A 25,097-nucleotide genomic window follows, 5' to 3' on the forward strand; every position below is an offset into this window, starting at 1 on the left:
TGAGTATCCGCATGATCACTAATACGGTTTCGCCGCTCGCCCGGGCGGTTCGCAGGAAATCCTTGACCTTGGCATCTCCGACGCTACTGGCCTGTGCGCTGGCCGCCTCGATGCATGCTTACGCCGAACCCGTACAGCTCAACATCCCATCGCAGGGGCTCGCCGGCGCACTCAATGCTCTGGCGCAACAGGCTGATCTGCAGTTGCTCTACAGCCCGCAAAGCGTGCGTAACACCACCGCCCCCGCTATCAAGGGCACTATGGAGCCTGAACAGGCACTGCGCCTGCTGCTGCGTGACAGCGGCCTGAACTACCAGCTCGACGGCCAGACGGTGATCCTGACTGGCGCATCGGCGTCATCGGCGATGGAGCTGGGACCTTTGAACATCGACGCCAACACACTCAGCGCCACCAGTGAGGGGACCAACTCGTACGCTGCACGTGCCGTGACCATCGGCAAAGGCGTGCACACGCTCAAAGAAACGCCGCAGTCGGTCACGGTCATGACCCGCAAGATGCTCGATGACCAAAACCTCAACACCCTCGAGCAGGTGTTGGACAAGACGCCCGGTATCACCACCTACGATTCGCCCATGGGCGGCAAGTATTTCTACTCGCGCGGCTTCAACCTCGACGGCCAGTACCAGTACGACGGCGTGCCCTTGGATGTGGGTGGCAACTACGTGCAGGCCAACAGTTTTTCCAGCGACATGGCGTTCTACGACCGCGTGGAAATCCTCAAGGGCGCAGCCGGCATGATGAAGGGCTCCGGCTCCTCGGCCGGCGGCGTGAACTTCGTGCGCAAGCGGGGGCAAGACAAGGCACACACCAGCGTTACCCTGTCCGCCGGCAGTTGGGACAACTACCGCAGCCAAGTGGATGTGGGTGGGCCGCTTAACGAATCGGGAACCGTGCGCGGCCGAGCGGTAGCGGCGCTTCAGGACAAACAGTATTTCTACGACAACGCCGATCGTCAGGACCGTGTCGCTTACGGCGCCATCGACTGGGATGTGACGCCCGACACGACCCTGGGCTTGGGCCTTGCCTACGAGGATGTCGATGCCTCACCTTGCTATCATGGCCTGCCACGATACGCCAACGGCAGCGACCTGAAGCTATCCCGCTCGACTTGCCTGGGCGCCAGCTGGAACGACCTGCAAAGCGAGCGCATCACAGGCTTCGCTGACCTCAAACACCGCTTCAACGATGACTGGTCGCTTAACTTCGCCTCGGTGTATACCCACAACAATCAGAACATCGAGTACGGTTACTCTGAAGGCGCCGTGCCGGTAGGCGCTAGCACTGGCGCTATGGGCCGTTACGCCGGTCGCTTCGATTACGACCAGACCGACTACGGCTTCGATAGCTACATCGATGGCAAGTTCGAGGCCTTCGGCCTGGAGCATGAGCTGATTATCGGGGCCAATGCCAGTCGCCAGAAGAATCACGACTATTTCGCGCTACTGGCTCTGAGCGGCACGCAAAACCCCTTCGACCCATCGGATAACTTCCCGCGCCCTAGCAAAGCCGACTACCAGACCGGCACCCTCCGTGGCGGGCCGTTCCCTACCGATTCCACCACCACTCAGTGGGGCACTTATGCCAACCTGCGGCTGAAACTGGCCGAACCCCTTACGCTGGTGCTGGGTAGCCGCGTCAGCTGGTACCGCAACGATCGCGACTCGTATACCCAGCGCTGGGATACCTGGGAACATATTCGCAGCAAGGAAAATGGTGAAGTCACCCCCTTCGGCGCGCTGCTCTACGACCTGAACGACCAGTGGACCGCCTACGCCAGCTACGCGCAGATCTTCCAGCCACAAGGCAACCTGACCACTGCCGATGGCAAATCACTGCAGCCCAAAACCGGTGGCAGTTATGAGCTGGGTATCAAAGGCGAGCTGCTCGACGGCAACCTGAACACCTCGTTCAATCTGTTCCGTACCATCGAGGATCACCGCGCAGAAACCGACTATGAAAATGTCTGCGGCGGCTCCAGTGACGGTTACTGCTACAGCGACAGTGGCAAGGTGCGTGCTCAGGGCTTCGAGGCTGAGATCAGCGGATCGCCGATCGATCGCCTGCAACTGCTGGCTGGCTACACCTATACCCAGACCAAATACCTGAAAACCATCAACGATACCGACCCAACGGAACTGACGTTCACCTCAAGCTTCATTCCACGCCACATGGTCAAAGTCTGGGGTGACTACCAGCTTGACGGCGCGCTGGACCGCTGGACCCTGGGCGCGGGAGTGACCAGCCAGAGCGATAACTTCCGCCGTCAGGGCACCACGCGCATCGAGCAGCCGGGCTACACGCTGTTCAGTGGCCGTGTGCAGTACCGCATCGACCAGAACTGGACCGTTGCGGTCAATGGCAACAACCTGTTCGACAAGAAGTACTACAGCACCATCGGGGCCACCGGGTGGGGCAACTATTACGGCGAGCCCCGTAACTTCATGGTGACTTTGAAAGGCGATTTCTGAGTTCCCGGCCAAGTCAGGCACCCGCCCGTATTCGCGGTTTTAGCCGCGAATACGGGCTTAGCCGGTGCCATCCACCCCGCAGAACTCTTCGCAGCTAGACCCTCCGGGCCTGCGCAGGCCTTGAGACATGCGCGAACGTGTAGGAGCGAGCACAGCTCGCGATGCACCGCACAAGCGGTGCTCGCTCTCCCAGGCGCTAAACACCCAAAGCGCCCCCCTGATCTCCCTTACCCCAAAGCTCGAGCCAGCGCCGCACTCAGTCGCTCATGCACCTGCAGTACCTGCGGCAGTACCGCGGCCATGCGCAGCAAATCATGGGTCAGCCCCGGCAGCTCCATCACCTGGACCGCAACCCCAGCCTGGCGCAACCGCTCCACGTAGGCCCGCCCCTCATCGAGCAACGGATCGAGCCCGGCCAAGGCGACGATGGCCGGCGCCACACCGCTCAGGTCCTCGGCCAGCAGCGGTGAAAAGCGCCAGTCTTCACGGTCTTTCGCGGTACGCGCGTAATGGTCATAGAACCACTCCAGGGTATCGCTCTCAAGCAGGTAACCTTCGCCGAACAGCGTGCGCGAGACACTCTGCCGGCTAGCATCGGTCACTGGGTAACATAGCAACTGAGCGCGAGGGACAAGCCGTGCGCGCTCCCCCTGCCGGGCAGCAGCAATGGCCAGCACCGTCGCCAGGGTCGCGCCTGCGCTGTCGCCACCAAATGCAACACGGGCACGGTCAAGGCCCAGCGCCGCTGCCTGGCTGGCCAGCCACTCAAGGCAATCCTCGCCGTCGTTCACGGCAACCGGAAAACGATGCTCCGGTGCCAGACGGTAACCCACCGCCAACACGGCACAACCAGCCCTGGCACACAGCTCGCGGCAAACGCCGTCGTGGCTATCCAGGCTGCCTACAACAAACCCGCCGCCATGGAAATACACCAGTACTGGCAACAGGTCGTCTGCCTGCGGCGGCCTGTAAAGGCGCAGCGGGATGAGTGCACCGTCCCTGGCCGGCGCATTCAGTGCTTCGACAGCCAGCTCATCCGGCGCAGCCCATTGCAATTGCTCGGTAGATTGCTGGAAGGCCCGCCGGGCCTCGGCAGGGCTCAGCTGATGCATGGGTAGGTTGTCAGCATTGGCTTGAGCAAGGTCCAGAAACGCTTCAAGTTCAGGATGTAGCATGGAGTGCCTCGATTAGGGTGAGGCCTAGGCAGGCCTCCCCGGTTGAATGACGAAAAGGATCAGCCCAGACGTTGCAGGCAGTGCTCGACCAACAGCTCAAGCTCGTTGCAGTAGTCGTCCATCAACGTCTGCACCGTTTCGGGACGGTAACGGCGCGTGCTGTACACACAGCGCAACGCCAGGCAGCCGTCATAGACCTGGCCGATGATTTCCAGCCAGTTGCCAAGACGTGCAGCGGGGCTGTAGCAGTCCCCCGTACCTTCGCCAGCGGGCACCAGCAGCGCCTTGTCGTCAAAGCTCTGGTCGAACTGGCCCAGGTAGTTGAAGGTGACTCGGGCCTGCGGCAAGCGGGCCAAGCGTTCTCTCAAATCAGGCTCGCCCAGGTAACGCAGCACGCCATAACCGATGCCTTTGTTCGGCACAGCTTGCAGTTGCCCCTGAATGGCCAGGATCGAGTCGCCCATATCCCTCTCTGGCTGCAGACGTACCGGGAACATGCTGGTGAACCAGCCCAGCGTGCGCGACAAGTCGATGTTCTCGAACAAGTCTTCGCGGCCATGCCCCTCCAGTTGCACCAGCACCGACTCCTGCTCGCTCCAGCGGCACAGCACGCGGCCCAAGGCAGTCAGCAACAGGTCGTTGATCTGCGTGCCATAGGCAGCAGGCGCTTGCTTGAGCAGGCGGCTGGTCGAGCTGATGTCCAGCACGACCCTGGCCACCGCCTGTTCACTGACCTGGTTGCGACCACGAGGGTTGTCGCAAGGCAACTCCTGAACCGGGCGGTCCAGTTGCTGTAGCCACCAGTCGGCTTGCTCGGCGGCGATCCGCCCGGCATCCTGGGCCAGATGTTCAACCCAAGTGCGGTAGCTGCTGCTACGCATGGGCAGGCGAGGTTCCTGCCCTTGGCAGCAAGCCTCGTAAGCGCTGCGCAAGTCTTCGAGCAACACACGCCACGACACGGCGTCCACCACCAGATGGTGGATGACCAGCAGCAGTCGTGCCTGGCCATCGGCCATGCTCACGTGCATGGCACGCCACATCGGCCCGTCGGCCAAGTCCAGGCTGCGTTGCGCTTGGTTGGCCAATCGCTCCAGCGCCTGTGCATCGGCGGCTTCGCGCCGCCACAGCTGCGGCGCGCTGAGGTGCTCGGCACAATAATGCTGCAGCCAGCGGCCACTGTCCCGGGTAAAGCGCAGGCGCAGTGAATCGTGGTGCCGCTCGATTATCCCCAGGGCTTGCTCCAACGCATCCAGGTCGAGCGAACCACGGGCCTTGAGCATCAGCGCCTGATTGAAGTGCTGCGGCTCGCGCATTTCTTCGGCGAACAGCCACTCCTGAATCGGCAGCAGGCGGAATGCGCCTTCCCTGACCTCACGGCTGTTGTCCTCGACTGGGCCACTGGCTGCTTCAGCCGGACGCTCGCAGATGCCGACGATAGTCTGATAACGCAACAGATCGCGTAGTTTCAAGTCCAGGTTCAGCACAGGGTGGTTCTTGACCCGTGAAACCACTTGCAGGCTGAGGATCGAGTCACCGCCCAGTTCGAAGAAGTTGTCTTCGATACCGACTTGCTCGACCTGCAGCACCTGCGCCCAGACCTCAGCCAGCAGTTGCTCTTGGAGATTGCGAGGCGCCACATAAGCCTGCTGCTGGAAGCTTGGCTCCGGCAGCGCTTTGCGATCGAGCTTGCCGTTGGGGGTGACCGGGAAGGTGGCCATGACCATGACCTGCACCGGCACCATCCAGTCAGGCAAGGTGGCGCGCAGGGCCGTTTTAAGGCTGTCACCTGACAGTGAATGCTCGCCCACCACGTACCCCACCAACTGCTTGCCCGAGGCACTGTCCCGGGCGATTACCAAAGCATCCCGCACACCTGCCTCACGGCGCAGCGCAGCTTCGACTTCGCCCAGCTCGATGCGGAAACCGCGTATCTTCACCTGCTGGTCGATCCGCCCCAGGTAATCAAGGATGCCATCCTCGCGCAGGCGCACCAGGTCACCGGTGCGGTACAACCGCCCGCCTGGGCTACCGAACGGGTCCGGCACGAAGCGTTCGGCGCTCTGCCCGGGCCGGTTCTGATAGCCACGGGCAACCCCCTCGCCACCGATGTACAGTTCACCGGCCAAGCCCACCGGCAACGGATTGAGCTGCTCGTCCAACACATGCAGGCTGCGCTCGCCCACAGCACGGCCAATGGGCGCATAGTCGGCGCCGCAAGGCTCATCGCTCGCCGCTTTCCAAAGCAACGGAGTTACCACGGTTTCGGTGGGGCCATAGCCATTGGTGAAGTAGCGTGGGCGCAGCGCCGCGCGAACCTGCTCGAAGCTGCGCTCCGGCACTGCATCACCGCCGAAGCAGTAAATGCTCACAGGCGGCGCGGGCGTACTGCTGCCTTCGACATACTCGGCGATCTGCTTGAGGTAAGCCGGTGGGAAGCAGGCGATGTCGATACGTTGCTCGTGCAATACCTGGCAAGTCTGCTCTGGGGTCCACAAACTGCCATCGCGAATCACCAGCGTGCCTCCCACCATCAGCGTGGTCAGCCAGCGCTCGTGGGCGCCGTCGAAAGCGAATGACATGAAGTGCAACTCGCGCACGCCTGGCTGCATCTCGTACAGCTCGGCGATAGCCTGGCAATGCATGCTGAGCGGCCCTTGCGGGACTGCTACGCCTTTCGGCCGGCCAGTGGAACCTGAGGTGTAGATCAGGTAAGCCAGGTTGCCTGGCAGGGCTTGCGACGGCGGCGCGGTATCCTGCCATTGGCCCTCATCGGCGGCGTCGAGCAGTACCCTTTGAAGATTAGCCGGTGCGGGTATCCGCGCCTGCAAGGCACCCTCAGTCACCAGCAACGCCATCCCAGAGTCCTCGACCATGTACGCCAGGCGCTCGGCAGGGTAGTCGACGTCCAGAGGCAGGTAGGCAGCGCCTGTCTTCATCACCGCCAACAATGTCACCAGGGTTCGCACCGAACGTGGCAGGGCTACCCCAATCACACATTCAGGGCCGGCCCCCAGCGCCTGCAACCGGTTGGCCAGGCGATTGGCAGACCGCTCCAACTGCAGGTAATCGAGCTGCTCTGCGCCGCACTGCACCGCCACTGCATGTGGACGCTGCACGGCATGCCGAGCAATCAGCTCGACCAATGATTGCGCCTGCCAGCTACGGCCGGGTTGGGCGCTCCAGCAGTGCAGCGCGGTGCGCTGCGCCTGCGGCAAGCGCTGCAAATCACCCAGCGCGACGTGCGCATTGGCGAGCATTTCTTCGAGCAGGTGCTCCATCGTTTCACGAATGCTCTGCACCGCCGGTTCGCTGAAACAACCGCGCAGGTACAGGTATTCGATCGACAACTGCTCACCCAGGTGCACCGCCAGGTCCATGGGGAAGTTGGTGACATCGTGGTTGGACGACTGCCCAAAGCTCAAGCCACTGGCGGCGCTGTCACCCAGGCGCTGATCGATCGGGTAGTTCTCGAAGACGATGATGCTGTCGAACAACGGCTGGCCTCCCTGCCCCGACCACCGCTGCACGTCGGCCAGCGGCACATGGGCGTGCTCGCGCAGTTCCAGGTTGTCGTGCTGCAGGGCCTGCAACCAGTCAAGCAATGGCTGCTGAGGGTCCATTCGGCCGATGACCGGGAGGGTGTTGATGAACAGGCCCAGCATTCGGTCGGCCCCTGTCAGGCCTTCAGGGCGACCGGCCACCGTTGCGCCGAAGCAAGGCGCTGCCTGGCCGGTATAGCGCTGCAGCAACAGCAGCCAGGCACCTTGCACCAGGGTGTTGGCGGTGATGCGCAGCTCGCGGCAACGTTGATGCAGGCGCGCGGTGCGTTCCTCATCCCAGCGGGTGTACAGCGCATGGTGGCCCTGTTCGTCGCTGACATGGCGCGGATGCATGGCTTGGCTCAGGGAAGTCGGCTCGTCCAGGCGTTGCAGGCGGCCTTTCCAGAAGCGCTCGAGGGCGCCCTGGTCCTGGCGCTGCAGCCAGCCGATGAAGTCGCGATAGCGGCCCACCTCAGCGCTGCTGCTGCCATGGTGATACTGCTCCATCACCTCGCCAAACAACTGCGAGCTGGACCAGCCATCCATGAGAATGTGGTGGCTGGTCCAGGCCAAGTGATAGCTGTGCTCGGCAACGCGGATCAGCAGCAAACGCTGCAACGGCGCGCAGGTCAAGTCAAAGCCACGGGCGCATTGCGCTTCGAAGCGCTCGGCCAGCCGTTGCTGGTCTACCGCCTCGCCGCGCCAGTCGAGCAGCTCGAAGTCCAGGCGAGCCTGGCGATGCACAACCTGCACTGGGCGCGGCAGCCCTTGCCAGTGAAAACTGGTGCGCAGGATATCGTGGCGTGCCATGACGCGCTGCCAGGCCTGCGCGAAGCGTTGTGGATCCAGGCCCTCCACCGGCAGACAGACCTGGTTCACGTACAACGCCGAACCATTGTCGGACAGCGTATGGAACAGCATGCCCTCCTGCATCGGTGACAGAGCGTACAGGTCTTCGATATCTGGTACCGCAACAGGCAAGGCATCGAGCTGGGCCTGATCGAGCCCGGCCAGCGGGAAATCCCCAGGCGTCACGCCGTGGTTGCCCGGTTGCAAGCAATGCTCAACCAGTGCCCGCAAAGCGCTTTCGAAGGCGTCTGCCAGCGCTTGAACCCGGCCTGGCTCGAAAGTGCATGCGCTGTAAGTCCAGCTCAGGCTCAACTCGCCTTGGTGAACCTGGCCATCAAGGTTCAACCAGTTGCCCAGGGGGGCATCCTCGTCGATACCGCTACCGGCCGACTCCTGGGCCAGGCGCCACAAGGCATGCTCTGCAGAGCCTGCATCGAACTGGCCAAGGTAGTTGAAGGTGATACGCGGCTGAGGCAGGGCTGCCAATGCTTCACGGTCAGCCAGCGCACCCAGGTGGCGTAGCAAGCCATAGCCTAGGCCTTTGTTGGGCACATTGCGCAGTTGTTCCTTGATGCGTTTGATCGAGGCGCCGATATCGGCGCCAGGCTGCAGGCGCACTGGATACAGGCTGGTGAACCAACCTAGGGTACGCGACAGATCGATGCCGTCGAACATCGCTTCGCGCCCGTGCCCCTCCAACTGCACCAACGCCGAGGCCTCGCCGCTCCACGTACATAGGGCCTGGGCCAGGGCGGTCAGCAACAAATCGTTGACCTGCGTACGATAGGCCGCTGGCGCCTGTTGCAGCAACGCGCGGGTCAGGGCAGTGTCGAAACGGCTGGTGTGGGTTCGGGCATGGCGTTTGGCCTGGCTGCCATCAGGGTGGTCGGCCGTGATGCCTTCTGCGCCCTCGGCAAGCTGGGCCTGCCAGTAGCTGAGCTCGGCACGCAGCTGCGCCGATTGCGCATGGGCGACCAGTTTCTCGCCCCAGACCTTGTAGGCGCTGGTTTTGGCTGGCAGGCGCAGCGCCTGGCCTTGTAGCAACTGCTGGTAAGCGCTTTGCAAGTCCTCCAGCAGAATGCGCCAGGACACACCATCAATGACCAGGTGGTGGGCTACCAATAGCAAACGTTGGCTGCCATCGGCCAGGCTGGCCAAGAGCACACGGCACACTGGCCCGTGCTCAAGCGACAGGCTGCGCTGAGCCTCAGCGGCAACCTGCGCAAAGTCACCGACCTGCACACAGTCCAACTGCACGGCCTGATCGACGTCGGCATGATACTGCACCCAGCCTTCGGCGCCTCTGCGATAGCGCAGACGCAGGGCATCGTGGTGCAGGGTGACCTGTGCCAGCGCAGCGCTCAGTACCTCGGCATCCAAGGCGTCGATTGGCTCTAGCACCAGGGCCTGGTTCCAGTGATCACGGGCCTTGATCTCGGTGTCGAAGAACAGCCGCTGAATCGGCAGCAACGGGGCCTCGCCAGTCACCGGCCCTTGCTCGGCCTGGCTGGCCTGCCCTTGTTCAGTGACACCGGCCAAACGCTGCAGGGTCTGAAGCTCGAAAACGTCTTTTGGCGTGAAGTGCAGGCCTTGCTGACGGGCGCGGCTAACCAACTGAATCGAGACGATGGAATCACCACCGAGCTCGAAGAAGTTGTCGTTCAGGCCAACCCGCTCGACCTTCAGCACGTCCTGCCAGATGCCGGCCAGGCGTTGCTCCAGTTCGCTTTGCGGCGCCTGGTATTCGCGTGAGGACTGGCCCAGCTGCGGTTTGGGCAAGGCCTTGCGGTCGAGCTTGCCGTTGGGCGACAGCGGCATGCGCTCGAGCAGCACCCACTGGCTAGGCACCATGTAGTCCGGCAGCACGGCGGCCAGGTGTGCCTTGATCGCCGCCAGGCTGTCAGGCTGTTCAGCGACCAGATACGCCACCAGCTGTCCTTCGGCGGCCACCACCACGGCTTCGCGCACGTCAGCCTGCTCTTGCAGGCGCGCTTCGATCTCGCCCAGTTCGATGCGCAGGCCGCGGATCTTCACCTGGTGGTCGATACGCCCGGCGTATTCGATCACCCCGCCCTCCCGCTGGCGGGCCAGGTCGCCCGTGCGGTACAGCCGCTGGCCTGCGCCAAATGGGCTGGTGACGAAGCGCTCAGCGGTCAGTGACGGGCGCCGGTGGTAACCGCGTGCCAGGCCAACACCGCCCAGGTACAGCTCGCCGGTCACACCGGGGCTGACAGGGTTCAACTCAGCGTCCAGCACGTAGGTCTGCAAGTTGGCGATGGGTTGCCCGATCGGCACGGCGTCCTTGCCTTCTTCCACGCACGTCCAGTGGGTCACGTCGATGGCCGCTTCGGTCGGGCCATACAGGTTGTACAAACTGCTGTGCGGCAACAGCGCCAGGGTTTGGCGTTGCAGCTCCATCGGCAGGGCTTCGCCGGAGCAGATGATCCGTTGCAGCGAGGTGCAGCGGGCGGCGTTTTCATCGCCGACAAAGGCCTGCAGCATCGACGGCACGAAGTGCAGCGTGCTGATGCGCTCGCGGGTGATCAGCTCGGCCAGGCGCGCCGGGTCGCGGTGGTCACCGGGCAGCGCCATCACCAGGCGCGCGCCTTCGCTCAGCGGCCAGAAGAACTCCCACACCGACACATCGAAGCTGAACGGCGTTTTCTGCAACACGCTGTCTGCGGCGGACAGCTGATAAGCCTCCTGCATCCAGGCCAGGCGGTTGTGCAAGGCGACATGGCGGTTGCCGGCGCCTTTGGGTTTGCCCGTGGAGCCGGAGGTGTAGATGACGTAGGCGAGGTTCTCCGGGTGCAGCGCTATGTTCAGGTTGCCGGCATCCAGGTCTTGCCAGGCCTCGGCCCGGTCCAGATCGAGCACGCTCAAGCCTGCGGGAATCGGCAGGCCTTCGCGCAGGTGCGACTGGGTCAACAGCAAGGCAATGCCGCTGTCTTCGAACATATAGGCCAGGCGGTCCTGGGGGTATTCAGGGTCCAGCGGCACATAGGCGCCACCGGCCTTGAGCACCGCCAGCAGGCCGACCACCATTTCAATCGAACGCTCGGCGGCGATGCCCACCAGTACATCCGGGCCTACGCCCATGCCGCGCAGGTGCTGGGCCAGGCGGTTGGCTTGGGTGTTCAGTTCGGCATAGCTCAGGGTACGGTCGGCGAAGCTCAGGGCTAGGGCCTGCGGTTGACGGGCGGCTTGCTGCTCGAACAACTGGTGCACATAAGGCGTGCCTGGGTAAGTGCGCGCCGTGGCGTTCCACTGCTCGACCACCTGCTGGCGATCGCTTTCCTGTAACAACGCAAGTTCACCCAGGGGGCTGTCGGGCTGAGCCATGAACTGCAGCAGCAACTGGGACAATTGCCCGGCCATGCGGCGAATGCTCGGCTCGGCAAAGTGCTGAGTCAGGTAATGGAAGGCCAGCTCCAGCTCATCACCGACCTGGGCGATCAGAGTCAAGGGATAACCGCTCTGCTCGCTGTAACGCAGATTGCTGAAGGCAAGGTCGCCTGGCGCAGCCTGCAGGGCTTCGGAAACCGGGTAGTTTTCGAACACCAGCAGCGTGTCGAACAGCGCCTCGCCGTTGCGCCCGGCCAAGCGTTGCACATCTGCCAGCGGCGTATGCTCATGATCACGCAAGGCCAGGTTCTGTGCTTGCACCACCTGGGCCCATTGGGCAACGCTGAGCGCGCCATCCGGTGTGGCAATCACTGGCAAGCTGTTGATGAACAGGCCCAGTTGCTGCTCGATTCCAGGCAGCTCAACGGGGCGACCGGATACGGTGGCACCCAGCGCAACCGTGCGCTGGCCGGTGTAGCGCTGCAACAGCAGCAACCATGCAGACTGCACCAAGGTGTTCAAGGTTATCTGTTGCTGCCTGGCGAACGCCTGCAGTCGGCCAGTCTGTTCAACGTCCAGCCGGGCACTGTGCAGGGCCTGGCCTGGTTTGGCCAGATCCGTCCGAGCGCAGGCCAGCGCCAGCCGGGTGGGCTCTTCCAAAGGCGCCAACTGGCCTTGCCAGAAGCCATGACTGGCCGCTTGGTCTTGCCCAAGCAACCATGCCAGGTAGTCCTGGTAACGACCTTCAGGCGCGAGAACAGCCTGGCCGGCATAAGTTTGCAGTACCTCGCCGAGCAGGCGGGAGTTACTCCAACCATCCATCAGGATGTGGTGGCTGGTGTAGATCAGGTGGTGGCTTGCAACGCCGGTGCGTACCAGGCAAAGGCGCAACAGCGGTGGGCAGGCGAGGTCGAAACCGCGCTCCAACTCCTGACGAGCACGCTCATCAAGCAGGCTGGCAGTCACCTCGTCGGCATCCTCGACGTTGATTTCCAGGCTTGCCTGGCGGTGTATCACCTGACGCGGAGCATCCAGCCCGGCATCCCAGAGGAAACCTGCGCGCAACAGTTCGTGACGGTCGACCGCCTGCTGCCAGGCACTGGCGAAGCGCTCGATGTCCAGGCCACGGATATCCAAGCGCATCTGGTTGAGGTAAGCGCGGCCATTGGCTTCATACACGCTGTGGAACAGCATGCCTTGCTGCATCGGTGACAGCGGGTAGATATCGGCGATCGCTCGAGCAGGCAGCGCCAATGCATCGAGCTGGGCCTGGTCAAGCTTGGCCAACGGTACATCGCTAGGCGTCAGGCCGGCGTGGGCGGGTGCCAGGCAATGTGCGATCAACGTCTCCAGGGCGTGTTGATAGGCTTGGGCCAGTCGCGTGATGGTCGCCTCGGTATACATCTGGCTGCTGTAGGTCCAGTTCAAGCTCAACTCGCCAGCAAACACCTGGCCATCGACGCTCAACCAATTGCCCAGCGGTGCCCGGGCATCTTGCCCGGCACCACGCCCTTCGTGGGCGGGCACCCAAAGCGCGCCCTCGGCGAAATCACCATCGAACTGCCCTAGGTAGTTGAAGGTGATGCGCGGCTGTGCCAAGGCTGCCAGGGCTGAACGCGCCTGCGCGCTGCCCAGGTGGCGCAGCAGGCCGTACCCCAGGCCTTTGTCCGGGGTAGCGCGCAGTTGTTCCTTGATGGCTTTGATGGACGCGGCAAGCTCGCCGGCCGGCGTCAGGCGCACCGGGAACATACTGGTGAACCACCCCAGCGTGCGCGACAGGTCGATATCGCTGAACAGGTCCTCGCGGCCGTGCCCTTCAAGCTGTACCAGCGCCGATGACTCGCCGCTCCAGGCACAGATCACCTGCGCCAAGGCTGTCAGCAGCAGGTCGTTGACCTGGGTACGGTACGCCGCGGGCGCTTCTTGCAGCAGTTGACGGGTACGGGTGGCGTCCAGGCGGGTAGTTATGCTGCGCGCATGCTGGTTGTCCATGGCGCCGTCGGGGTTGTCGCGCGGCAGATCCTGTGGCGCACCATCGAGCACACGCTGCCAGTAACTGAGCTGCTGGGCCATGGATTCGGAACGGGCATGTTGCCTCAGGCGTTCGCCCCAGGCCTTGTAAGCGGTGGTCTTGGCCGGTAATTGCAGCGCCTGCCCCGCTTGCAGTTGACGGTAGGCGGTTTGCAGATCCTCCAGCAGAATACGCCAGGAGACGCCATCGATAACCAAGTGGTGAACAGCCAGCAGCAGGCGCTGGGTACCGTCTGGCAGGGTCATCAATGCAAGGCGCAGCATCGGGCCTGCGGTCAGGTCCAGGCTGCGTTGCACCTCGGTGCAGTACGCCGGCAGATCATCAAGGCTGCGCAACTGGTGGGTCCAGATGAGCCCTTCGGCGCTCGCCTGTGGCTGATGGGTCTGTACCCAGGCTCCCTCGACCTGGCGATAACGCAGGCGCAGCGCATCATGGTGCAGCAGCAGTGCGGCCAGCGCAGTGGTCAACCGTTGGCTGTCCAGCGGCTCGGCCGGAGCCAGCAGTAATGACTGGTTCCAGTGCTGTCGGTTGGGTACTTCACTGGCGAAGAAAGCTTGCTGGATCGGGAGTAACGGTGCATCACCAAGCACCGGGCCCTGGTCGATCTGCAAGGTTTCGCTCAACTGTGCAACTGTTGCCAGGCGGCGGATACTCTGGTGCTGGAACAGGTCACGTGGGGCCAAGCGGATGCCGGCCTGGCGCGCCCGGCTGACGATCTGGATGGAAATGATCGAATCACCGCCCAGCTCGAAGAAATTGTCGTCGATACCTATCTGCTGCACACGCAGTACGTCCTGCCAGATAAAGGCCAGACGTTGCTCGAGGTCGTTTCCAGGCGCCTGGTATTCGGTGCGCGTTTGCGCAGGGTCCGGCTTAGGCAGCGCCTTGCGGTCGAGCTTGCCGTTGGGCGACAGCGGCATCTGCTCCAGCAACATCCATTGCGCGGGGACCATGTAATCTGGCAACGCTTCCAGCAGCTGCGCCTTGACGCCTTGCAGGTACCCCCCCTGGATCTCAGCTTCAGCGCGTGCCAGCGAGGTTGGCTCCGGCACTACATAGGCCACCAGTTGCTTGCCGCTTGGGCCATGGGCGGCCACCACCACCGCTTCGCGCACGCCAGCCTGCTCTTGCAGGCGCGCTTCGATCTCGCCCAGTTCGATACGCAGGCCGCGGATCTTCACTTGGTGGTCGATACGCCCGGCGTATTCGATCACCCCGTTCTCCCGCTGGCGGGCCAGGTCGCCCGTGCGGTACAGCCGCTGGCCTGCGCCAAATGGGCTGGTGACGAAGCGCTCGGCGGTCAGTGACGGGCGCCGGTGGTAACCGCGTGCCAGGCCGACACCGCCCAGGTACAGCTCGCCGGTCACACCGGGGCTGACAGGGTTCAGCTCAGCGTCCAGCACATAGGTCTGCAAGTTGGCGATGGGTTGCCCGATCGGCACGGCGTCCTTGCCTTCTTCCACGCACGTCCAGTGGGTCACGTCGATGGCCGCTTCGGTTGGGCCATACAGGTTGTACAAACCGCTGTGCGGCAACAGCGCCAGGGTCTGGCGTTGCAGCTCCACCGGCAGGGCTTCGCCGGAGCAGATGATCCGTTGCAGCGAGGTGCAGCGGGCGGCGTTTTCATCGCCGACAAAGGCCTGCAGCATCGACGGCACGAAGTGCAGCGTGCTGATGCGCTCGCGGGTGATCAGCTCGGCTAGGCGCGCCGGGTCGCGGTGGTCACCAGGCAGCGCCATCACCAGGCGCGCGCCTTCGCTCAGCGGCCAGAAGAATTCCCACACCGACACATCGAAGCTGAACGGCGTCTTCTGCAACACGCTGTCTGCGGCTGACAGCTGATAAGCCTCCTGCATCCAGGCCAGGCGGTTGTGCAAGGCGACATGGCGGTTGCCGGCGCCTTTGGGTTTGCCCGTGGAGCCGGAGGTGTAGATGACGTAGGCGAGGTTTTCCGGGTGCAGCGCTACGTTCAGATTGCCGGCATCCAGGCCTTGCCAGGCCTCGGCCCGGTCCAGATCGAGCACGCTCAAGCCTTCGGGAATCGGCAGGCCTTCGCGCAGGTGCGACTGGGTCAACAGCAAGGCGATACCGCTGTCTTGGAACATATAGGCCAGGCGGTCCTGGGGGTACTCAGGGTCCAGCGGCACATAGGCGCCACCGGCCTTGAGCACCGCCAGCAGGCCGACCACCATTTCAATCGAACGCTCGGCGGCGATGCCCACCAGTACATCCGGGCCTACGCCCATGCCACGCAGGTGCTGGGCCAGGCGGTTGGCTTGGGTGTTCAGTTCGGCATAGCTCAGGGTACGGTCGGCGAAGCTCAGTGCTGGGGCCTGCGGTTGACGGGCGGCTTGCTGCTCAAACAACTGGTGCACATAAGGCGTGCCTGGGTAATTGCGCGCCGTGGCATTCCAACCGGTGATCGCAAGCGCTCGCTCGTCATCCTGCAGCATGGGCAAATCGCCCATACGTTGTGTTGGACTGGCGATGATTGCTCGCAATAGGTTCTGCCAGTGCACGCCCATGCGCTGGATGCGCGGGGCATCGAACAGGTCGGTCGAGTAGATCAGCGATGCACTGAGGCCTTGCGGGTGTTCAGTACAATCCAAGCTCAGATCGAACTGCGCGGTGGGCATGGCCCACTGCATCTGCGCCACTTCCAAACCCGGCAGTTTCAGGCCTTCATCGATAGCCCCATCGCTCACCTGATAGTTGAACATCACCTGGAACAGCGGGCTGTGACTCAGGCTGCGCTCTGGCTGCAAGGCTTCGACCAGTTGTTCGAACGGCAGGTCTTGATGGGCCTGTGCCTCCAAGGACGCCCGGCGCACTTGTTTGAGCAGGTCGAGGAAGCTCGCTTGGGCATCGATGTCCGCACGCAGTACTTGGGTGTTGACGAAGAAGCCCAATAGGCGCTCGGTTTCGGCGCGGTTGCGGTTGGCCGAAGGCACCCCAACACGGATGTCTTGCTGGCCACTGTAGCGGTGCAGCAATAGCTGGAAGGATGCCAGCAACACCATGAACGGTGTGCAGCCCTGGGCCTGGGCCAACTGCCGCACGCCTTGCAGCAACGGCGGATGCAATTGGAGAATCTCGCGGCTACCCTGGCTGCTGCGACGCGCAGGCCGCGGGCGGTCGAACGGCAACTCGAGCGGGCCTTGCTCGCCGACCAGCCGTTGCGTCCAATAGCTCAGTTGCCGCTCGCGCTCACCAGCGGCCAGCCATTGGCGCTGCCAGGCGGCGTAATCGGCATACTGAATCGGCAAGGGCGGCAGTTGAGCCGCATGGCCTTGGCAATGTGCCTGATAGAAGGTGATCAGCTCGTCGACCATCAGCTGCATGGACCAGCCGTCAGAGACGATATGGTGCTGAGTCAACACCAAGACCCTGTCCGTCTCGCTCACCTCTAGCAGCGCTACCCGCAGCAAAGGGCCTGCCTCCAGATCGAACGGGCCGGTGGCCTCTGCCTCGATGGCAGCCAACAACGCCACCTCATCGGCGTGCAGCAAACTGCGCGTATCGACCGCCACCGCTCCAACGGGGTCGATGCATTGGCGGGGCTGGCCATCGCCATCGATGAAAATGCGCGTGCGCAGCGTCTGATGCCGTGCTGCAAGATCAGCGAAGGACTGGCGCAGGGCGTCAAGGTCAAGTGCCCCGCGCAAGCGCAACACGGTCACCATATTGTAGGCAGCGCCCTCCGGGTCCAGCTGCCAGAGCACCCACTGGCGTTGCTGGGCGTAAGAGAGACGGGGCATTTCGCCGTCGGCCAGCGGCACGATGGGGAGGCGGCCCAGATCGATACCCTTCTCCAACAGTCGCTTGAACAGTGCCACGCGCTTGTCATGGCCTAGCCCGCTGATCCGCTGGACCAGCTCATTGCCCTGTTGGGTCCCTTGCTTAAGCATCAAATGCCTCCAGTTCGTCCAAGGCGTCAAAAATCGCGTCGTAGTCTTGCTCTAACGGGCTTGCTTGGCCTGCAACCAAGGCCGTCATGGCGGCAAGGTTCTCGGCGAGGTAGGCGTGCTGGATCGGCAACTCGATGGACAACTCGCTCTTGATCCGGGAAACCAGGCGCACCATCAGCAGCGAATGCCCGCCCAGCTCGAAGAAGTTGTCGTTCAAGCCCACCCGCTCGACCTTCAGCACGTCCTGCCAGATGCCGGCCAGGCGTTGCTCCAGTTCGCTCTGCGGCGCCTGGTATTCGCGTGAGGACTGGCCCAGCTGCGGTTTGGGCAAGGCCTTGCGGTCGAGCTTGCCGTTGGGCGACAGCGGCATGCGCTCGAGCAGCACCCACTGGCTTGGCACCATGTAGTCCGGCAGCACGGCGGCCAGGTGTGCCTTGATCGCCGCCAGGCTGTCAGGCTGTTCAGCGACCAGATACGCCACCAGCTGTCCTTCGGCGGCCACCACCACCGCTTCGCGCACGTCAGCCTGCTCTTGCAGGCGCGCTTCGATCTCGCCCAGTTCGATGCGCAGGCCGCGGATCTTCACCTGGTGGTCGATACGCCCGGCGTATTCGATCACCCCGCCCTCCCGCTGGCGGGCCAGGTCGCCCGTGCGGTACAGCCGCTGGCCTGCGCCAAATGGGCTGGTGACGAAGCGCTCAGCGGTCAGTGACGGGCGCCGGTGGTAACCGCGTGCCAGGCCAACACCGCCCAGGTACAGCTCGCCGGTCACACCGGGGCTGACAGGGTTCAACTCAGCGTCCAGCACGTAGGTCTGCAAGTTGGCGATGGGTTGCCCGATCGGCACGGCGTCCTTGCCTTCTTCCACGCACGTCCAGTGGGTCACGTCGATGGCCGCTTCGGTCGGGCCATACAGGTTGTACAAACCGCTGTGCGGCAACAGCGCCAGGGTCTGGCGTTGCAGCTCCACCGGCAGGGCTTCGCCGGAGCAGATGATCCGTTGCAGCGAGGTGCAGCGGGCGGCGTTTTCATCGCCGACAAAGGCCTGCAGCATCGACGGCACGAAGTGCAGCGTGCTGATGCGCTCGCGGGTGATCAGCTCGGCCAGGCGCGCCGGGTCGCGGTGGTCACCGGGCAGCGCCATCACCAGGCGCGCGCCTTCGCTTAGCGGCCAGAAGAACTCCCACACCGACACATCGAAGCTGAACGGCGTCTTCTGCAACACGCTGTCTGCGGCTGACAGCTGATAAGCCTCCTGCATCCAGGCCAGGCGGTTGTGCAAGGCGACATGGCGGTTGCCGGCGCCTTTGGGTTTGCCCGTGGAGCCGGAGGTGTAGATGACGTAGGCGAGGTTCTCCGGGTGCAGCGCTACGTTCAGGTTGCCGGCATCCAGGCCTTGCCAGGCCTGGGCCCGGTCCAGATCGAGCACGCTCAAGCCTTCGGGAATCGGCAGGCCTTCGCGCAGGTGCGCCTGGGTCAACAGCAAGGCGATACCGCTGTCTTGGAACATATAGGCCAGGCGGTCCTGGGGGTATTCAGGGTCCAGCGGCACATAGGCGCCACCGGCCTTGAGCACCGCCAGCAGGCCGACCACCATTTCAATCGAACGCTCGGCGGCGATGCCCACCAGTACATCCGGGCCTACGCCCATGCCGCGCAGGTGCTGGGCCAGGCGGTTGGCTTGGGTGTTCAGTTCGGCATAGCTCAGGGTACGGTCGGCGAAGCTCAGGGCTGGGGCCTGCGGTTGACGGGCGGCTTGCTGCTCGAACAACTGGTGCACATAAGGCGTGCCTGGGTAATTGCGCGCCGTGGCGTTCCAGCCCTGCACGATGCGTGAGTAGTCCGCCGAATTCACCAGCCCGAAACTGCCTATCAACGCCTGCGGCGCAGTGGCAAAGCCTTCCAGCAGATGACGTAGCTCGGCTGCAATCTGCTGCACCTGCTCATCGACGAAGACCTGGCGCTGGAAAGCGAAGGTCAACTGCATCTGTTCGCGTGCTTCGGCAATCAGCGTCAACGGGTAACCGCTGTACTCCTGATAGTGCAGCCCCGAAAGGCGCAGCCCGGCACTGCTGTCCGACAGGCTCTGCGCCAATGGGTAGTTTTCGAACACCAGCAGGCTGTCGAACAATGCCTCGCCATTGCGCCCAGCCGCCGCCTGAATGGCATACAACGGCAGGAATTCGTACTCACGCAGGCGCAGGTTCAGCGCCTGTATCTCGCGCACCCAGTCAGCAACCGTCAGCTGCCCTCGCGGCTCGGCCGCCACCGGCAAAGTGTTGATGAACAGGCCCAACTGCTGCTCGATCCCCGGCAACTCGGCTGGGCGCCCGGACACCGTGGCACCGAAGCACGGCCGGCGCTGGCCGGTACGGCGCTGCAGCAGCAGCGCCCAGGCAGCCTGCAGCACGCTGTTGAGGGTTACCTGCTGAGCCTGTGCGAAGCGTTTGAGGCCCTGGCTCAATGCCTGGCCCAGCTCGAGCACGACCGCGCCCTGCCCCGACTGGCTGGCAGCATGGCCGGTGCCGAGCAGCGATGGGCCGTCCAGATCCCGCAGTTGGGCTTTCCAGAATGCCTCGGCAGCTGCACGGTCCTGCTGCTGCAACCAACCGAGGTAGTCGCTGCGCGGTGCCTGCAAAGGCGCCGCAGGTTGCCCGCCGTATGCCTGCATCACGGCCGCGAACAGCAGCGAATTGCTCCAGCCGTCCATGAGAATGTGGTGGCTGGTGTAGATCAGGTGATGACGCTGTGGCCCTGTGCGCACAAGCACCAGGCGCAGCAGCGGCGCTTGGCCAAGGTCGAAAGCGCGCAGCGTTTCGGCTTGCGTCAGCGCTTGCAGGCGCGCTTCGATATCGGCCTCGCCAACCCAGTCGAAACGCTGCACCGGCAGCTCGACATGGCGCAATACCACTTGGCGTGGCGCTTCCAGGCCCTGCTCCCAGACAAACCCGGCGCGCAATGCCTCGTGCTGGTCCAGCGCCCGCTGCCAAGCCTGGATGAACCGTTCCGGGTCCAGGTCGTCGAGGTCCAGGCGCAGGCGGTTGACATAGCTGCTGGGCTGGCCGTCGTACAGGCTATGGAACAACATGCCTTCCTGCATCGGCGCCAACGGGTAGATCTGCTCGACCTGTCGCAGGTCGACCGGCAGGGCATCGAGCTGCGCCTGGCTCAAGCCTGCCAGTGGGAAGTCGGCCGGTGTGGCACCGCCAGCCTGCTCGTCCAGGCAATGGCTGACCAGGGCACTGAGTTCACGCGCATAGTCACCTGCCAGCGCACTGATCTCAGGTTCGTCGAACATCGCCTGGCTGAAGGTGAAGCCAAGCTCCAGTTCACCGCCCAGCACCTGGCCATTGACGCTCAGCCAGTTGCCCAGTGGGGCATCGGCTGCCTGGGTAGGGCCGACGCTTTCCAGCGCAGGTGCGAAAAGCCGCTCGTCACCGAAGGCCTGGTCGAACTGGCCGAGGTAGTTGAAAGTCACCCGCGCTTGCGGCAACGCTTGCAACGCCGCCTGCTGCGCCTGGCTGCCAAGGTAACGCAGCACGCCATAACCCATCCCGCGCTCAGGCACGGCGCGCAACTGCTCCTTGATGCTTTTGAGCGAGCCTGCCAGGTCATCGGTCGGGGTCAGTGCAACCGGGAACAACGTGGTGAACCAGCCTACGCAGCGGCTCAGGTCAACGTCGTCGAACAGGTCCTCGCGGCCATGGCCCTCCAACTGTACCAACGCACTAGGCTGCCCAGTCCACCGGCACAACACTCGCGCCAGCGCGGTGAGCAGCAGGTCGTTGACCTGCGTGCGATAGGCAGCCGGCGCCTGTTGCAGCAACTGCTCGGTGATGTGGGCCGGCAACCGGCAGTGCACGGTACGCGCGTCGCGCACTTGCAGCTTGGCGTCGCAACGGGCAGCAGGCAGTTCGCCACTTAGCCCGTCAAGGCTCGCTTGCCAGTAGGCCAGTGCTTGAGCAACGGCAGGCGCCTGGGCCCAGCTTGCCAGGCGCTCGGCCCAGGCCTTGAAGGCGCTGCCCTTTTCCGCCAGCGACGGTGCTCGCCCGGCCAGCAGGGCGTTGCAGACGTGCTCCAGGTCTTCCAGCAGCACCCGCCAGGAAACACCGTCCACAACCAGGTGGTGGATGACCAGCAGCAGGCGCTGGCCCCCTTCCTCAAGGTCGCACAGCACGGCGCGCAGCAGTGGCCCTTGGGCCAGGTCGAGATTGCCCTGGGCTTGTTCGGCGATGGCCTGCAAGTGCTCGGCATCGGCCACCTGGCGATGCCAAAGCAGCCCATCAGGTACGTGAGTTCGGTGTTCGGCGCGCCAACTGCCGTCCACATTGCTGAACGCCAGGCGCAGGGCATCATGCTGAGCGATCAGCAGCGCCAGCGCCTGCTCGACGATGTTCGCCGGCAACGCCTGGCGCGGTTGCAGCATGACGGCCTGGTTATAGTGCGCGGGCTGGCGCATAGACATTTCGAAGAAACGCGCCTGCACCGGCAGCAACGGCATGCTGCCGCTGACCTGAGCTGCAGCGGCTGGCTTGGCCACTGCATCGACCAGCTTGGCAACCTGGGCCAATTCAACGATGGTCTGTTTTTCGAACAGCTGGCGCGGGCTGAGCTTGATGCCCTGACGCTTGGCCCGGGCGATGATCTGCAAGCTAAGGATGGAGTCGCCGCCGAGCTCGAAGAAGTTGTCTTCAACGCCGATATCGTCACGCTTGAGCACCGCTTGCCAGATGGCCAGTAGCTGCTCCTCCAGCGCGCTGCCAGGGGCAACCTGCCGTTTGAGCGGCGCCAGCGGCGGCGGCAGTGCGCGGCGGTCGAGCTTGCCATTGGCGGTCAGCGGCAGGCGCTCGAGCAACAGCAGATGGGCCGGCACCAGGTAGTCGGGCAGCAGTGCCTGCAACTGCTCGCGCAGGGTCTGGACCTTCAGCGCAGGGTTGCTTGGCACGCACCAGGCAACCAACTGCAATTGCGTAGGTTCATCCCCTTGCGGCAGCGCCAGCACCACGGCGTCATGCACTCCGGCCAGGCCGCGCAGCACACGGGCAACCTCCCCCGGCTCCACACGATAGCCGCGGATCTTCACCTGGTCGTCAGCACGCCCGATGAAATGCAGCAAACCTGCATCATCACGCTGCACACGGTCGCCACTGCGGTACAGGCGCGCGCCCGGTGCGCCGAATGGGTCAGGCACGAAACGTTCGGCGGTCAGTGCTGCCTGGCCGAGATAGCCATGGGCCAGGCTCTGGCCGCCAATGTACAGTTCACCGGCCACCCGCGCTGGCGACTCATTGAGTACATCGTCGAGCACCCACACGCTGGCACCGGGCAGCGCTGTGCCCAGGGGTACCGCTTGTTGAGCTTCACCGTGCAGCTCATAGGTCAGCACACCAACCGTTGTTTCGCTGGGGCCATAGTGGTTGATGAAGCGGCAATTGGGCTTGAGCGCCCGCACGTGCTGGTACAGCGCAGGTGAGCAGGCCTCGCCGCCCACGATAAGGGCATGCTCAGGTAGAACCTGCGCAGGGTTGGCGGCCTGCAACAAGCCGTTCAGGTGGCTTGGAACGATCTTCAGCACGCCGATGCGCTGCTCAGCCATGTAGGCAGCGAAGGCATCAGGATCCAAGCCCAAGGCTTGCGGCAACACATGCAGGGTACGCCCGGAGCACAGGGCACCGAACAGCACCGTATGGCCAAGGTCGGCAGCAATGGTCGAGGCCAGCGCCATGCTGGCATCTGCCGCCAGGTCCAGCCGGTGCAACAGGCCATCGATGTAGCTGGCCAGCGCACCATGGCTGACCAGCACACCCTTGGGCTGGCCGGTGGAGCCCGAGGTATGGATTACATAGGCCGGTGCGGCTTCCAAGATATGGCTCGATGGCGCGTGATCCGGCAGCGAGGCCCAGCACTGTGGTGCGTAAACCTGCACCTGGCATCCTGCTTCGGCCAACACCTGCTGGCGGGCTTCATTCGCCTCGCACAGCAGCACCGCCGCCCCGCTGCGTTGCAGCATGCCCTGCAAGCGCTCGGTGGGCGCCTTGGTGTCGAGCGGCATGTACACGCCGCCTGCCTTTAAAGTACCCAGCAGGCACACTAGCCAGTCCAGTGAGCGGTCCATCAACAAGGCGACCGGCGCACCGCTGACCACGCCCAGCCTGCGCAAGTGCTGCGCCAGGCGATTGGCCTGCTTGTCCAGTTCGCCATGGCTGAGCCGCTGCCCGGCACAAACTGCGGCCAGGCCGTTGGGCTGACGGCGCACCTGCTCGTCCCAGCGTTGCAGCACCAAAGCCGGCTGCGCACCCTGGCTGATGGACTGGGCGGCAGGCGCCTTTACCAAGCTATGCAGCGGCGCATCTGGCGCGTCCAGCAGCGTCTGGAACAGCCCGCGCAACACCTCGATGAAACCCTCGATGCTGGCGCGTTGGTACAGGTCGCTGGCGTAGGTCATCTCGCCCTGTATCAGGCTACCGTCGTCGGTGATGTCCAACGCGAGGTCGAAGTGGGTGCCCTCTTTGCGCAGCGGGTACTCGCAGACGCTAAGCCCTGGCAACTGCAGCGCGGTCTGTTTCTGCACGCCGACGTTCTGGTTGAACTTGGCCTGGAACAAAGGGTTGTGGCCAAGGCTGCGCTGCGGCGCGAGCACTTCCACCAGTTGTTCGAACGGCAACTCCTGATTGGCCTGGGCGGCGAAGGTCGCTTCGCGCACCCGCACCAGCATTTCACTGAAAGACAGGCGCTCATCAACCACACAGCGCAGCACCTGGGTGTTGACGAAGAAACCGATCAGGCCTTCGACTTCTTCGCGCCCACGGTTGGCGTTGGGCACACCGATGCGAATATCGCGCTGGCCACTGTGACGCGACAGGAACAGCGCATAGCCGGTCAACATGAGCATGAACAGGGTCACGCCCTGGGCCCGGGCAGCATCGCGCAGACGTTGCGACAAAGGCTGGCCAAAATCGAACTTCAGCGTCTGCCCTTGCAGGCTCTGCACCGGTGGGCGCGGGAAATCGGCAGCCACATCCAGCAGCGGGTGTTCATCACCCAATTGTTCGCACCAATGCTGCAACTGACGCTCGCCCTCACCGGCTTCCAACCAACGGCGCTGCCACACGGCGTAGTCGGCATACTGCAGCGGCAGGGCTGGCAGTTGCTGGGCGCCACCCTGGTAGCACTGCACGAACTCGCGGACCATCACATCCATCGACCAACCGTCACTGACGATGTGGTGCATGCACACCACTAGCACCTGTTCATCCGCGCTCAGGCGCAACAGGCTGGCCCGCAACAGCGGCCCATTGAGCAGATCGAATGGGCGAGCGACCTCGTCCTGCACCACGCGCGCCAGCTCCGTTTCGTCAGCGTTGCCAAGATCGACCCGGCGCAGCGCCAGCGGTGCTGGCGGCAAAACCCGTTGCAGCGGCTGCTCGCCATCGACCTGGAACACCGTGCGCAGCGCTTCGTGGCGCTCGATCAGGGTGTCGAAAGCAGCTTGCAAGCGGCACTCGTCGAGCTCGCCGCGCAGGCGTAGGCCAGCGGCCATGTTATAGGCAGCGCTTTGCGGGTCGAGCTGCCAAAGGAACAGCAGGCGTTGCTGGGCATAGGACAGCGGTATCGCCTGCAGGCCATGGCGGCTGACTGGAATTGGCAGCAGGCCGAAGTCCTTGCCCTGCTGGCCAAGCTTGGTGAGGAACTGGCGGCGTTGTTCGAGCGGCATCGCGATAAACTTTTCAGCGATACGCAGCGTCGTGTTGCGGGTCATG

4 protein-coding genes are annotated in these 25,097 nt (G+C 63.7%); 1 reads left to right on the forward strand and 3 read right to left on the reverse strand.

Going from position 1 to position 25,097, the window contains the following annotated elements:
• The first annotated feature begins 11 nt into the window (after window positions 1-11).
• Window positions 12-2,489 carry a TonB-dependent siderophore receptor gene (locus HU725_RS16225; RefSeq protein ID WP_186478780.1) on the forward strand — a complete coding sequence of 826 codons (2,478 nt, stop codon included), beginning with the start codon at window positions 12-14 and terminating at the stop codon, window positions 2,487-2,489.
• Between the two features lie 227 nt (window positions 2,490-2,716).
• Here the strand turns inward: HU725_RS16225 and HU725_RS16230 are convergent, their stop codons facing one another.
• From HU725_RS16230 to HU725_RS16240, 3 genes are read right to left on the reverse strand one after another with little or no spacing between them, the layout of a single operon-like run.
• Window positions 2,717-3,664 carry an alpha/beta hydrolase gene (locus HU725_RS16230; RefSeq protein ID WP_186478779.1) on the reverse strand — a complete coding sequence of 316 codons (948 nt, stop codon included), beginning with the start codon at window positions 3,662-3,664 and terminating at the stop codon, window positions 2,717-2,719.
• Between the two features lie 59 nt (window positions 3,665-3,723).
• Window positions 3,724-17,337, reverse strand: coding sequence for a non-ribosomal peptide synthase/polyketide synthase (locus tag HU725_RS16235; protein WP_217872356.1), 13,614 nt, complete (start codon window positions 17,335-17,337; stop codon window positions 3,724-3,726).
• Window positions 17,330-25,096, reverse strand: a complete 7,767-nt coding sequence (locus HU725_RS16240; RefSeq protein WP_217872357.1) for a non-ribosomal peptide synthetase — start codon at window positions 25,094-25,096, stop codon at window positions 17,330-17,332. The genes HU725_RS16235 and HU725_RS16240 overlap by 8 nt, the downstream gene beginning before the upstream one ends.
• Between the last annotated feature and the right edge of the window lies 1 nt (window position 25,097).

The organism is Pseudomonas promysalinigenes, assembly GCF_014269025.2.
Taxonomy (GTDB): Bacteria; Pseudomonadota; Gammaproteobacteria; order Pseudomonadales; family Pseudomonadaceae; genus Aquipseudomonas; species Aquipseudomonas promysalinigenes.

What these genes read in the sequence shown, in the direction of transcription:
- HU725_RS16230 (WP_186478779.1), bottom strand. Translation starts at nt 3,664, where the DNA reads ATGCTACATCCTGAACTTGAAGCGTTTCTGGACCTTGCTCAAGCCAAT.
- HU725_RS16235 (WP_217872356.1), bottom strand. Translation starts at nt 17,337, where the DNA reads ATGCTTAAGCAAGGGACCCAACAGGGCAATGAGCTGGTCCAGCGGATC.
- HU725_RS16240 (WP_217872357.1), bottom strand. Translation starts at nt 25,096, where the DNA reads ATGACCCGCAACACGACGCTGCGTATCGCTGAAAAGTTTATCGCGATG.
- HU725_RS16225 (WP_186478780.1), top strand. Translation starts at nt 12, where the DNA reads ATGATCACTAATACGGTTTCGCCGCTCGCCCGGGCGGTTCGCAGGAAA.